The following is a 13,174-nucleotide window of genomic DNA, read 5'->3' on the forward strand; positions in this document are numbered from 1 at the left end:
CTATTCTTCAACGATTGCCAAGATACTAGCTTCACCCACGATGAGGTATTTTTCATCCCCATCTTTGACATCAATACCCGCATGAGCTTCAACTAAAACATGATCTCCAGCTTTTACACTTGGAGCAACTAGCTCACCGCTCAAGGTACGAACACCTTGTCCAGTAGCCACTACTGTAGCGGTTTTCGTTTCTTCTTGGGCTGATTTTGCGAGGACGAATCCCCCAACAGTTGCTTCTTTTTCTTCAATTTTTAAGACCACACGGTCGCCTAATGGTTTCAACATATGTCTTCCTCCATAATACAATCATATCATTAGCACTCTTTGTATATGAGTGCTAAACCATAGTTCTATTGTATCACTTGGTCAAAAATAGTCAAGAAAAAAGTCTGATTTATAGCATAAAAAAAGAGAGTGGGACAGAAATCGGTCATTCGTTAGAATTCGATTTCGTCGTCCCACCTCCGCACAGTTGAGTAGGGCTGTAAAAGCTGATGAAATCAGCGTAGTAGAGCCCACTCAACCACTGCGTCTTGCTCGACAACCCAAAGACAATTGAGAGGCTAGGACTTTTGTCCCAGCCTCCTATCGTTTTAGAAGGGAAGTTCCTCCTCTTCCAAAACAAGATCTGCTAAGTCTTGGCCTGCATTATTTTCACGCATAGCACGTTGGGCACGACTTTCCAAAAGTTGGAAGCCTGTGGCAACAACTTCGGTCACATAGTTGGTCTGACCATTCTTCTCGAACTTACGGGTACGAAGCTCCCCATCGACAGAAATGAGACTGCCTTTAGTCGCATAGCTAGCCAAGGTTTCAGCAAGTTTGCCCCATACAACAATGTTAATGAAGTCAGCTTCACGTTCCCCATTTTGGTCCTTGAAACGACGGTTAATAGCAATAGTCGCACGAGCCACTGACTTGTCATTGTTGGTTTTGTGCAATTCTGGTGTAGACGTCAAGCGTCCAATCATAATAACTTTATTATACATTTTTCATCCTCCTACTTAATAATTCGGAAGAATGCAAAAAAAGTTACAAGATTTGTAACTTTTTAAATAATATTAATCTCTATAAATCATAAATCCAGTTGCTTGTTGATTGGCCATGATGGTCATATCTGTGATTTGTACTCGCCGTGGTTGACTGGTCACATAAACTACAGTATCAGCGATATCTTGCGCCTGCAAGGCTTCAAGTCCCTGATAGACTGTCGCAGCCCGTGCCTCATCTCCATGAAAACGGACCTTTGAAAAATCAGTTTCTACAATACCAGGTTGAATAGTGGTCACTTTGATATCAGTCGCAATGGTGTCAATTCGAATCCCATCTGAAAAAGTTTTGACTGCAGCCTTGGTTGCTGAATAGACTGCTGCACCAGCATATGCGTAAATCCCTGCAGTAGAACCCATATTGATAATATGCCCTTGATTAGCTGCTACCATGGAAGGCAAGAGACAGCGTGTAACTGCCATTAAACCCTTGACATTGGTATCCAGCATGGTCAACATATCCAACTCTTCATAATTTTGATAAGGAGCTAGACCCAAAGCAAGTCCAGCGTTATTAACTAAGATATCAACCTGACCTACTGTCTCTAAAATTTCTGAACAAACAGTCTTTACCATGCTCATATCTGTAACATCTAACGGAAAGGTCCAGACTTTTTGATTTGGAAAAGCTTTTGCAAACTCAGTTTTAAGAGATTCGAGCCTTTCTGTTCGACGCCCTGTGAGTACAACATTCTCACCTTTTTCTAGATATGCACGCTCAATGGCTTCACCGATACCTGATGTTGCACCTGTAATGACTACATTTTTTGCCATCTTATTTCCCTCCAGCGAACAGCATAGATAACTGTTACGGATTAAGCTGTCCAATGTTTAGCTGGATCGAACGGAGTCCCAACAATTTGGTCTTCTGATAATTCAATGACACCACGTTTCTGCGGAGCATTTGGCAAATGCAATTCACGAGGACTACACATCATCCCAAAACTCTTTTCCCCACGAAGTTCCCCTGGGAAAATGAGATTTCCTTTTGGCATCATGGCTCCAGGAAGAGCAACAATGGTTTTCAAACCAACACGCGCATTGGGAGCACCAGCAACGATTTGTACTGTCTTGTCATTCCCAACAGCAACTTGACAGATATTGAGGTGGTCACTATCTGGATGCGCAACCATTTCTACAATTTCTCCAACCACAAATTTGGGTTCCTTGTCATTGATGATTTCTTCAGCAAATCCTTCTTCTTGCAATTCTTGGTTCAAACGGGCTACTTGGTCGTCAGTTAAAAAGACTTGCCCGCGCTCAGCGATTTCAAACATGCTAGAAACTTCAAAAATGTTCCAAGCGACAGTTTCACCATTTTCTTTTAGGAAAACACGCGCTACATTACCTTTACGTTCAACATCTAGCTTGGCATCACCACTGTTTTTCACGATGACCATAAGGACATCGCCGACATGTTCTTTATTATATGTAAATATCATTCTTTTCTCCTATTTCAAACTTGCTAAAAAGTCATTGATTTGCCCCTTGGTTTTACGGTCACGATTGACAAAACGTCCAATCTCCTTGTCCTTGTCTAAAACAACAAGACTTGGAATCCCGTATACATCCCAAAGTTTAGCAAGTTCCATGTACTCATCTCGGTCTACCCGTATAAAAGTGAACTCTGGATTTGCCTCCTCAATCTCTGGCAAGGCAGGATAGATATAACGGCAATCGCCACACCAATCCGCAACAAAAAGGAAGACCTTCTTGCCATCCTGCTCTACTAGATTTGCTAATTCTTCTATATTTTTAGGAGAAATCATAAGATTTCCTCCTCGTAGATGAGATCTTCATCTTCATAGACAAAGGTATAGTGACGACCATCTTCAAAAATGACACCACCAACAAGACGTTCTAGGCTACTTTCGTATACTTGGACATAGAGAGTCCCAATCTCACCCATTTCTGAGAAATAGTCACGCACAATAGTCGTTAACTCTTCCTGTGTCTTCATGAGTTTGTGATCATCAGCTACTTTCTTAGCACCAAAGGCAAGTGCTCCAAGCCCTGCCACGACTAAACCTGTTTTAATAATATTTTTCGTTTTCATGCTAACATTGTAACACAAAAAGGCTCAAGGAACAATGAAAAAGGGAGCCCCACTCCCCTTTCTAATTTCTAAACATTAATAATTTCTCTCGCCAAACAAGCCTTCTGGCAAATCATGAAATCCCTTACCCGCCTTGAAATTTTCAAACTTACCAAGCAAGAACTGATAAGCATCCAAGCGGCTTTCGTAGCGAATCATGGCATCTTTAGCACGCTCGTCTTGGTCTTCTTCGTAAACTTTTTGACTTTCCTTGTGCGCCATGTCGTTGATCATGATCTGGGTATTGACCCAGGCTTCAAATTCCTTCATAAATTCCTGTTCGTAACTCATTGATTCTCCTTATTCTAATCCACGGAAATAGTCCGTATCAATCTCACGGTAGGGCTGGATATCCTGAACATACTCTAGCACGCCTTGGAATTCCCCGTTTTCATCGTGTACTGCGGCATAGGTGATGTGGACAAACTTGCCTCGCGACTCTGACTTGAACCACATCTCGTACTTGTCTTTTTTCCCCTCACGAAGACCTTGCACAATCGTTTTGACTTTATCCAAATATTTTGGCGGGTGGCAGAGTTCGACATTTCGTCCAACTTGAGACGGTGTCCTCTTGAAAATCATCTCATCTGCTGGCGTATTATCGTTATAATATTGGAAGATATCATCTTTATTAACAAAGGTAATCTCCATCGGCAAATGATTAAGGATAAGATTCGCCTGTTCAACTGATAGATAACCATTGCCAAAAGCCTGTTGGCTATTGCGATCTACTACTGTTTCCTTTTCCTTAGGTGTGAAGGTGATGGTAAGCTTGCCTTCTGGCGTATCAATCACTTGCTGAACTTGTCCATCTACAGTTTCTGGCTGAATTGGTTCTTCTACACTTTTTTCCTCAACAAAACTTTGACGTTCTGGAATCCATTTCTCAGACGGACGGATAATGGCATATCCATAGGCGTCACTTTCCTCGGCAATCTGAATCCAGTCATCCTGGGTAAAGGATTCGAGCAGAATCATGAGAAGGATTGATTCTTCCTTAAATATCATACTTTCAAACTCTGTCGCAAAAATTTCAAAAGCTTCCTTTACGGCGGAAATCGGTACTTCTGGGAGCGACTTAGCTGCCACTAAAGCTGTTTGAAAGAGATCCCTAATCTGATCATCCACTCCCCACATAACTTTGGGAGGTGAATCATGGCCATAACGTTCCATGACAGGAAAGAAGAGCTCTTCCTTGCGCTGGTAGTGAATATCAAATTGACCAACAAGCCCCATCTGACGCACCAAACCCTTACGCATCTCCGCCAGCATTTCCTCGTCGTCCACAGATTCATAAGTCGAGAGCAATCTACGAACCCGAATCAAGGCAGCACGGAGAGCTAGATTTTCATCCTTAAAGACACGCACGGGATGACCTGGATGCTCTGTATCTTCAACTTCGACACCCTTAACAGCATTTTTAAAAAGATTGGCATGCACATCACAGAGTTCCATGACATCTTCAAAGGTGACGCCTGAGTCAGAGTTCATCAACTCGTGCTCCATAAGGGAAATCTCAATAGCAGATACACCTGTAAAGGTCGCATCAAAGCGTTCCTGAACGGACTCTGGAGAGGCTCCATTATGCAATTCTAATAAAATATCCCGAAGGACATGAATTCGTTCATCTGTCATTAGTCTAATCCAATCACTTCGTAACCATTTGCTTCAAGGGTTCGTACAATCTTGTCCATAGGAGTTCCTTCGAGCTTAGAACCTTGTTTGAGCGAAACCTTTCGACCTACAGTATTGCGCATCAAGGGATTAGCAAGAGGTTTGAAACCAAGCTCCACTAGGATTTCTAAAACTTCGGGATGCTTGTCCACCACTTCCGCAACAGGAATAGAAACGTCAATAATATTATCCATCACAACCTCCGTTACATTCTTTCACTGGTTTTTCTTTTCTTATTATACCACAAGGCATGGGATAAAAAAACTAGCAGTACAGGTCTGCTAGCTTCTTCACATTACTCTGCTTCGATAATTTCTGCTTCTTTTCGAATTATCTCTACGTCCTTTTGATATTGAATTTCATTGTAATTGACTAGTTTGGATAATTCTCTTTGCAAACTTTTACCCATCGGTTTCATAGTTGTATAGGTTAAACCACCTGAAACGATACCTCCTAGAATCGGGATACATTTACCTAGCCCTTTAGCAAAGCCTCCCTTTGTCAGATTTACCCCAAAAATTTTCAGGATTTTTTCTAAAATAGGATACCACAAAGTCTTAGCCAAAGCCTTCTGAGGAACTGTCTTCATGACATGTTTAGCAACCGAAACTCCACCAGATCGAAGAAGGGCTCCAGCACTATTGACTCCAAGCATAACTCCGAGATAGAGTAAGAGTGTATTTTTAGCTTCTTCACTCAATTCATTTCGTGAAGCCCAAAGATCATCATAACCATAAATATATCCCAATTCTTGGGCCAATTTTAATGAAAAAGCATAAAACTGAGCCACATCAGTTGGAATGGTGATTGCAAGGGCTAGACCACCAGGAATACCTGCAAGAACAGAAGTTCCACTCGCCAATAGAACATTATCCTTAATACAAGAATCGGCAACTTTATCTAAAACATCTTGGGATAACAAGGCTGTTGGTCCCTCTTCTAGTAATCGAGGAATATCTTTTGGGTCTAATTGTTTGGAAAATTTATCTACTAAAAATTTTGAACGATCAACTTTAACAACAGGGAGTTTCACGACTTGTTGCAATACTTGCATAGCTAAATCTTGTTTAGACATATTGTTGTTTTCTCTTCTTCTTTCAATTTTGAACTATATCATATCACATTTATTCTTGAAAAGAAATTTTCTGAACTCATTTTTTCTTGATAAGATTTTAGTAAAGCAGAGTCCTCGTTTTTAAAACAAAAAAGAGGGTTGCCCCTCTTTCTTATTTCTTATCCAGATTGCGTAGCATCTCGTCAATCTTGTTTCCATACTCGATGGATTCATCTTTAACGAAAGTTAAGTCTGGAATTTTATACAATTTCAAATTGCGACCAAGTTCACGTTTGATAGTCCCAGTTGCTTTTTCAAGCCCGATTTGGGCCTTTTGATTATCTGAGGCAAGGTTACTCAAAATAGTATAGTAGACCTTAGCTACAGATAAGTCACCTAGCATCTGAACATCTGTGATGGTCACTCCTTGGACACGTGGATCACGGACTTTCTTTTGTAAAATCTCATTGACTTCACGTTTGATTTCCATGCCCACACGGTCCGTACGGAAATGATTTCCCATGCTATTCCTCCCTCTCTATTGAACCAAAAGCTAGGCCAGCAGACCTAGCTATTTTTATTAGATAGAGGAACTAGAGCCATTTGAATCTAGGAAACAAGCCTTAGATAGAACTAAGGGTTCATCAAGGCGCTGTTGACGACGAGTCAAATTGGCTATCGTTTCTCTATTATCTCTTGATTTCTTCCATGACATAAGCTTCAATCACATCATCAGTCTTGATATCATTGTAGCCATCAATCATGAGACCACCTTCACGGCCGTTTGTAACTTCTTTGACATCATCTTTATAGTGTTTCAAGCTTGCAAGTTCACCATCGTAAATAACGACACCGTCACGAATAACACGGACTTTAGAATCACGGGTAACTTTACCGCTAGTAACCATAAATCCACCGATTGTTCCGACTTTAGACACTTTGAAGGTTTCACGGATAATCGCTTCACCGATAACTTTTTCTTCGAATTCTGGATCAAGCATCCCTTTCATAGCTTCTTCCATCTCTTCGATAACCTTGTAGATAATGCTGTGAAGACGGATTTCTACATCGTCTGCTTCTGCTTGTTGACGTGCTTGTGGTGTAGGGCGTACATTGAAACCAATGATAAAGGCATTTGAAGCTTCGGCAAGAGTAACGTCTGATTCATTGATAGCACCAACTGCTGAGTGGACGATGGTAACTTTTACACCTTCCACATCAATCTTTTGAAGGGAAGCAGCAAGAGCTTCAACTGAACCTTGTACATCGGCTTTGATAATGACATTAACAGATTTAAGTTCACCAGCTTTAAGAGTGTCAAAGAGGTTTTCTAGGCTGACACGTTGTGTAGCTTGACGTTGCTTCATAAGAGCACGTTTAGCACGTTCTTCACCAGCTGCACGAGCAGATTTTTCATCTTCGTATACAGCAAAGTGGTCACCCGCCATAGGTGCTTCGTTCAAACCTGTAATAGATACTGGTGTTGATGGTCCTGCAACCTTCACACGACGTCCAAGGTCATTGGTCATGGCACGGACACGTCCGAAAGTATTACCAACAACGATTGGGTCTTGAACGTTCAAAGTACCTTGTTGAACAAGGAGGGTTGCAACCGCACCTTTTCCTTTATCCAAACGGGCTTCGATAACGGTACCGATGGCACGAACGGTTGGGTCTGCTTTGAGTTCTTGGATTTCAGCCACAAGAAGAACAGTTTCCAAGAGTTCATCGATATTTTGGTTGAATTTAGCTGAGATTTCTACAAACTCAGAATCTCCACCCCAAGCTGTTGACATAACACCGTGTTCAGCCAATTCACCGATAACGCGCTCTGGGTTTGCACCTGGTTTATCAATCTTGTTAATGGCAACGATTATTGGAACATTAGCCGCTTTTGAGTGGTTAATGGCTTCGATAGTCTGAGGCATAACCCCGTCATCTGCCGCTACGACTAGGATAGTAATGTCGGTAACAGAAGCACCACGTGCACGCATGGAAGTAAAGGCCGCGTGTCCTGGTGTGTCGAGGAAGGTAATCTTCTTACCATTTTCTTCGATCTGATAGGCACCGATATGCTGAGTGATACCACCAGCTTCTCCTGTCGCAACACGTGAATTACGTAGAGTATCCAAAAGGGTTGTTTTACCATGGTCAACGTGTCCCATGATGGTTACAACTGGTGGACGTTCCACTAGTTGGTCTTCATTCAGATAATCATCTTCTACGAAGAAACGTTCGATATCGGCATTGTCCACTTCAACCTTTTGTTTAGCTTCAATTCCGTAATCAACCATGAGGAGTTCAATTGTTTCCCCATCCAAAGATTGGTTTTGAGTGGCCATAACGCCCATCATAAATAGTTTCTTAACAATCTCAGCTGGTTCACGTTTGATACGTTTTGCGATTTCCGCAACAGTCATACCATCTGTATACTCAAATTCTGTTGGCAATTCATGGAATTTACGTTCTGTAATAGGTTTTGGAGCCTGATTACGATTGTTTTGTTTGTTGCCTTTTTTATTTTTCTTATTGTTATTCCAGTTACTATTTCTTTGATTTCTCACTTGATTCTGACTACTTCGATTCTTTTGTTGTTTTCTAGGACCATCTTCTTCACGATCGTAATCATCACGATCTTTGTCTGGTCGGGCTTGTTTTTTACGACGTGTATCCACTACAGGCTCTTTGACTACAGGAGCTACTTCAACCACTTGCTGAGTTTGTTCAGCTAGCTTAGCAGCTTCTTCAAAGATTTCCTCTGGTTCTTTGCGTTTATTAGCTTGAGTCAAAGCTTCTTTAGCTGCTTGTGACTGTTTGAAACGTTCCTCGCTTGAGCGTGCGTATTCGGCATTTTGTTCTGCCTTCAGGGCTGCTGCACGAGCCTTGAAATCAATACGTGGACCAGCTTGGTTCGGACGATTTTCCGCTTGTTGGCGACGATCATTGCCACGGTTTTGCTGACCTTGTTGTTTCTTCCCTTGATCATTAAAACGACGGTTGTCGCGGTTTCCTTGACCTGTTTTTCCACCATTACGGTTCTCATTTTTTTGACGGTTCCCGTTTTGTTGTTGGTCGCGGTTGTTGCCCTTGTTTTGCTTGCGTCGCTCTGCTTGCTCTTTTGCACGAGCTTCACGCTCTGCCTTGAAGTTTCGGCTTTGTGGTCTAGCAGCTACTACTTTTTCTTCCTTAGGAGCTACTGGTGTTTCAGATTTCTTTTCTACCTTCGCTTCACTTGCTTTTGGTGCTACAGGTTTTGCTTCTGCTTTAGGGGCAGCAGGCTTAAAGCTAGCAACGATTTTTTCAGCAGCATCAGCTTCAACGCTTGACGAGTGGCTCTTCACCTCCAAGCCCAACTCTTTTGCACGCGCTACAACTTCTTTACTTTCTTTTCCAAGTTCTTTTGCGATTTCGTACAATCTTTTCTTAGACAAATCATGTCCTCCTCTTCTATTCCATAAGAGACCTCATTTTCTTTGTAAATCCAGCATCTGTCACAGCTAAAACCTTTCTTGATTTTCCAACTGCTATGCTTAATTCCAGTGTTGAAAACACGGTTACAACTTCTACTTGATAATAGTGACTTTTATCTTGAATCTTCTTGGTCAGGTTGGGAGCAGCATCATGCGCTAGAAATACCAGCTTGGCTTTCTGTTCCTGAATGGCTTTGACAACCATTTCTTCACCCGAGATAATTTTCCCTGCTCGTTGAGCAAGTCCCAAGAGATTACTTACTTTTTGCTTATTCAAGTCCTAACTCTCTTCTTTTTACTTTGTGATCAACATAAGCGATCAACTCGTCATAAAAACTTTCTTCAACTTCCATGTTAAAGCTACGGTTAAAGACTTTTTTCTTTTTAGCCTCTAGGGCTTCTGCATTGTCTAGCTTGATATAAGCGCCCCGGCCATTAGCCTTTCCTGTCGGGTCGATAAAGACCTCACCTTCTTTGTTCTTGACAATACGAAGTAAATCTCGCTTGTCAATCACATCGTTGGAAACAACAGACTTGCGCAAAGGGATTTTTCTTGTTTTCATCTTTCCCTCCTCTAGCAGATCTTATTCTTCAGTAAATTCGTCTGTTTCAGCGTAATCCACTTGACCTGCTTCTTCCATAGCTTCAAATTCACTTGCAGACTTGATATCGATACGGTAACCAGTCAAATGTGCTGCTAAGCGAACATTTTGTCCACGGCGACCGATTGCAAGAGATAGCTTGTTATCTGGAACAACCACCAAGGCACGTTTGCTGTCATTTTCATCAAAGATAACTTGGTCAACTTCGGCAGGAGCAATGGCATTGTAGATAAACTCAGCTGGATCTGCTACCCACTCGATAACGTCGATGTTTTCTTCTACCGGAATCATGCGGTCGCTCTTAGCATCGTAGCGAGCTGGGTGGAATTTGCTAGTGATTTTCTTGATATTGGCACCACCACGTCCAACGATTGTTCCGATAGCATCCACGTTAGGATTGTGGCTACGAACAGCAACCTTCGTACGGTCACCTGCTTCACGGGCTACACTCATGATTTCAACGGTTCCATCGTAAACTTCTGGAATTTCTTGTTCCATCAATCGTTTGATCATCTCTGGGTGGCTACGACTTACAAAAACGTTTACTCCACGAGGGTTGTCTTCCACTTTGTAGACATAAACTTCGATACGATCATGGGAAGCAAACACTTCTCCAGGAATTTGGTCTTGTTTTGACAATTGGGCTTCGATGCTGCCAAGATTGACATAAATGAAGCGGTTATCAAAACGTTCAACTGTACCTGACATGATTTCTTGTTCATGCTCTTTGTATGTATTGTAGGTAATGGCACGTGTTTGCTTACGCATTTTTTCCATGATTGTTTGTTTAGCAGATTGGGCTGCTACACGACCAAACTCTCCTGGTGCTTCTTCAAATTTGATTTTGTCACCAAGCTCATAGGCTGAATTAATGGCAAGGGCATCTTTTAAACTGATTTCCAAACGGCTATCAAATACTTCATCAACAACTTCACGAACAGTGTAGACTGTAAAGTCACCTGTTTTTTCGTTGAAGTCGATAGCTACGCTATCTGATTGACCATAGCGTCTACGATAAGCAGAGCGAAGTGATTCTACGACTGCATCGATGATATCTTCTTTCTTGATTCCCTTGTCTTCTTCCAAAATGCGGAAGGCCTCTAGCATTTCTTTACTCATGTTCTTTTTACTTTTGAATTTTCAAAAGCTATCCTTTCTTTTCTATAATTTTACTGCCAAACGTGCTTTTGATACCAAACTGTATGGAATTTGGACTGTTTTCTTACGTGTCTTGTCCATATATTCCACAGTCAACTCATCGTCTTCAAAGGCCAATAAGGTTCCCTCAAAGACTTTCTGCTTGTCGATGGCCTTATAAAGACCAACGTGAATGTATTTCCCAACTGCTCCATCTATAGCTTCCTTGGTTTTCAAAGGACGCTCCAAGCCAGGGCTAGTCACTTCTAGGAAGTACTGTTCTGGGAATGGATCTGGTTGAATCTGATCCAAGAGTGGACTAATCACTTCTGTCAAGTCTGCTGTATCATTCAGGGTAATACCACCTGGCTTATCAACAAAAATACTTAGAACATAATCTCCTACAACCTTTTCATATTCAACATCCACCAATTCAAATGGAGCTTGGATGGCCGGTTCAATAAGTTCTGTTACTAATTCAACAATTGTTGCGATAGGACAACACCTCCTCATAAGCAAGAGGCGAAGATATCTCCCCGCCTCTCTTTCTTATATTCCTACTGTCAAGTATAGCACTTTTTGGTACTAATGTAAAGCATAAGCACTCAAATAACCTGACTTCAAGCTTTTTCTTAAAATTCTGCTTCAACTCGGTAGATGACTTGACCTTTGCTTGAGAACTTTTGTTCATACTCAGTCATGACATTTCCTTCAAAGTCACTGGCATGCAAATCCAACCAAACCCCTTTGAGCTTCATGCCATATTGTGAAAAGCTCACTAAGCTATATTCAAACAAGCCACGATTATCTGTCTTGAAATGAATTTCACCATGTTCAGGTAGGATTCGCTTGAAGGTGTCCAAGAAGCTCTTGTAGGTCAAACGACGCTTCTCATGACGTTTTTTAGGCCATGGATCCGAGAAGTTCAAATACAAGCGGTCGATTTCGCCATCTTCAAAATAATTGGTCAATTCTGAACCATCAACCCATAGAAGTTTGATATTGGGAACTCCAACTTCTAAGACTTTGTCTAAGGCATAGCTTAACACAGACTTCTGAATATCAATCCCGATATAGTTGATGCCAGGATTTTGTTTGGCCATTCCTGTTACGAAAGCACCTTTGCCGCTACCAACCTCTACATGGATTGGATTGTCATTGCCAAACAAATCTCGCCACCTACCTTTAGCTTCTGCGGGATTTAAAACAACGTACTGCGGATTAGCCTCTAACAATTCTGTTGCACCTTTACGATTTCTAACTCTCATTTTTTCTTTCCATACTTATCTCGGAAGCTACGCAAAGCATAGATTTCCCGATTTACATTATCCAAATCTTGATTTTCATAGTATTTAGTAATGAGGCTCAAAAATGACAGTTGAGCGTACCAATATAACTTATTCAAAACAGTTTGATTATACTTATAGCCATAATTAGTTAGCCACTCTTGCCATTGATACTCTGGAATATAGTGACAGAGCAGATAGGCCACATCAAACATACGATCAGTCAAGCGAACGGAATCCCAATCTACTAAATAAATCAAGCCACTCTCTGTCTCAAACCAGTTGCTATGACGGACATCCCCATGGACTATAGTTGCATAATCTTCTCTAAAGCCAGGAAGATTTTCACGCAAGTCACCTAGAACCATACGTAGATACTGATTATTTTTCAAAGCATCCGGAGCCTTGTTTACCCATGACTGAAGTAAATCCGAAGGTGTTTCCATTGTATATCCCAAGCGTGTCAACTGGGTCATTAAGGGACGTGAACGGTGTAAACGTGTCAAAATATCGATAATTTGTTTACGGTTCATATCACCTGGCGACAAAATGTTTCCTGTCAACCACTCCTGAGCGGACATATCACGGCCGTCTGGTAAACGACGGCTCCAGAGCAATTGTGGTGCAATTTGCTCTCTTGCTAAACCAGGCAGGATTGGAGAAGTATTCATTTTTATAAAAACACGTTTTCCATCAGGATAACTTCCCATATAAGCTTTTCCGCTCTTCCCAGATATCGGGGTTAGCGTTAGCTCAATATCACCCAAGTCCATTTCTTTCCTCCGAATAAAGTTTCCTTATTATTCT

Annotated in this window: 18 protein-coding genes; all 18 read right to left on the minus strand. The window is 41.6% G+C overall.

Annotated features, from left to right (window positions below; translation table 11 throughout):
• Positions 1-285 carry a co-chaperone GroES gene (gene groES / locus QM859_RS05530; RefSeq protein ID WP_006147927.1) on the minus strand — a complete coding sequence of 95 codons (285 nt, stop codon included), beginning with the start codon at positions 283-285 and terminating at the stop codon, positions 1-3.
• Positions 286-593: 308 nt separating this feature from the next.
• The gene (locus tag QM859_RS05535; protein ID WP_414262375.1) at positions 594-989 is read right to left on the minus strand and encodes a single-stranded DNA-binding protein; all 396 of its coding nucleotides are present in this window, start codon (positions 987-989) and stop codon (positions 594-596) included.
• 72 nt (positions 990-1,061) lie between these two features.
• Positions 1,062-1,823: an SDR family NAD(P)-dependent oxidoreductase gene (locus QM859_RS05540; RefSeq protein WP_414262376.1), complete on the minus strand. Its 762-nt coding sequence runs from the start codon at positions 1,821-1,823 to the stop codon at positions 1,062-1,064.
• Positions 1,824-1,864: 41 nt separating this feature from the next.
• A complete protein-coding gene (ytpR, locus tag QM859_RS05545; protein ID WP_414262377.1) occupies positions 1,865-2,491 on the minus strand; it encodes a YtpR family tRNA-binding protein in 627 nt (208 codons plus the stop codon).
• A gap of 9 nt (positions 2,492-2,500) precedes the next feature.
• Positions 2,501-2,818 carry a thioredoxin family protein gene (locus tag QM859_RS05550; protein ID WP_006144978.1) on the minus strand — a complete coding sequence of 106 codons (318 nt, stop codon included), beginning with the start codon at positions 2,816-2,818 and terminating at the stop codon, positions 2,501-2,503.
• On the minus strand, positions 2,815-3,105 hold the full coding sequence (locus QM859_RS05555; protein ID WP_414262378.1) for a DUF4651 domain-containing protein: 291 nt from the start codon (positions 3,103-3,105) through the stop codon (positions 2,815-2,817). Before QM859_RS05555 ends, QM859_RS05550 begins: the two co-directional genes overlap by 4 nt.
• A 75-nt stretch (positions 3,106-3,180) precedes the next feature.
• The gene (locus QM859_RS05560) at positions 3,181-3,435 is read right to left on the minus strand and encodes a DUF1912 family protein (RefSeq protein ID WP_000119707.1); all 255 of its coding nucleotides are present in this window, start codon (positions 3,433-3,435) and stop codon (positions 3,181-3,183) included.
• Positions 3,436-3,444: 9 nt separating this feature from the next.
• On the minus strand, positions 3,445-4,779 hold the full coding sequence (locus tag QM859_RS05565) for a DUF438 domain-containing protein (RefSeq protein WP_414262379.1): 1,335 nt from the start codon (positions 4,777-4,779) through the stop codon (positions 3,445-3,447).
• Positions 4,779-5,012 (minus strand): DUF1858 domain-containing protein, encoded by a 234-nt coding sequence (locus QM859_RS05570; protein ID WP_000368739.1) that lies wholly within the window; start codon positions 5,010-5,012, stop codon positions 4,779-4,781. The genes QM859_RS05565 and QM859_RS05570 overlap by 1 nt, the downstream gene beginning before the upstream one ends.
• A gap of 101 nt (positions 5,013-5,113) precedes the next feature.
• Complete coding sequence (locus QM859_RS05575) at positions 5,114-5,893, minus strand: hypothetical protein (protein ID WP_414262380.1); 780 nt, start codon at positions 5,891-5,893, stop codon at positions 5,114-5,116.
• A 151-nt stretch (positions 5,894-6,044) separates the two neighbouring features.
• Positions 6,045-6,395, minus strand: a complete 351-nt coding sequence (gene rbfA / locus QM859_RS05580) for a 30S ribosome-binding factor RbfA (protein ID WP_373113734.1) — start codon at positions 6,393-6,395, stop codon at positions 6,045-6,047.
• A 166-nt stretch (positions 6,396-6,561) separates the two neighbouring features.
• Entirely contained in the window at positions 6,562-9,303 is a 2,742-nt protein-coding gene (gene infB / locus QM859_RS05585) for a translation initiation factor IF-2 (protein ID WP_414262381.1), read from the minus strand.
• Between the two features lie 16 nt (positions 9,304-9,319).
• On the minus strand, positions 9,320-9,619 hold the full coding sequence (locus QM859_RS05590; protein WP_178895425.1) for a YlxQ-related RNA-binding protein: 300 nt from the start codon (positions 9,617-9,619) through the stop codon (positions 9,320-9,322).
• Positions 9,612-9,905, minus strand: coding sequence for an RNase P modulator RnpM (rnpM, locus tag QM859_RS05595; RefSeq protein ID WP_004251817.1), 294 nt, complete (start codon positions 9,903-9,905; stop codon positions 9,612-9,614). The genes QM859_RS05590 and rnpM overlap by 8 nt, the downstream gene beginning before the upstream one ends.
• Positions 9,906-9,926: 21 nt before the next feature.
• The gene (gene nusA / locus QM859_RS05600; protein ID WP_414262382.1) at positions 9,927-11,063 is read right to left on the minus strand and encodes a transcription termination factor NusA; all 1,137 of its coding nucleotides are present in this window, start codon (positions 11,061-11,063) and stop codon (positions 9,927-9,929) included.
• Between the two features lie 42 nt (positions 11,064-11,105).
• Complete coding sequence (gene rimP, locus QM859_RS05605; RefSeq protein ID WP_414262468.1) at positions 11,106-11,594, minus strand: ribosome maturation factor RimP; 489 nt, start codon at positions 11,592-11,594, stop codon at positions 11,106-11,108.
• A gap of 119 nt (positions 11,595-11,713) precedes the next feature.
• Complete coding sequence (gene trmB, locus QM859_RS05610) at positions 11,714-12,349, minus strand: tRNA (guanosine(46)-N7)-methyltransferase TrmB (RefSeq protein WP_414262383.1); 636 nt, start codon at positions 12,347-12,349, stop codon at positions 11,714-11,716.
• A complete protein-coding gene (gene ccrZ / locus QM859_RS05615) occupies positions 12,346-13,140 on the minus strand; it encodes a cell cycle regulator CcrZ (RefSeq protein ID WP_414262384.1) in 795 nt (264 codons plus the stop codon). Before ccrZ ends, trmB begins: the two co-directional genes overlap by 4 nt.
• Positions 13,141-13,174 lie beyond the last annotated feature (34 nt).

This window comes from Streptococcus infantis (genome assembly GCF_047463175.1).
In the GTDB taxonomy this organism is placed as follows: Bacteria; Bacillota; Bacilli; order Lactobacillales; family Streptococcaceae; genus Streptococcus; species Streptococcus infantis_AC.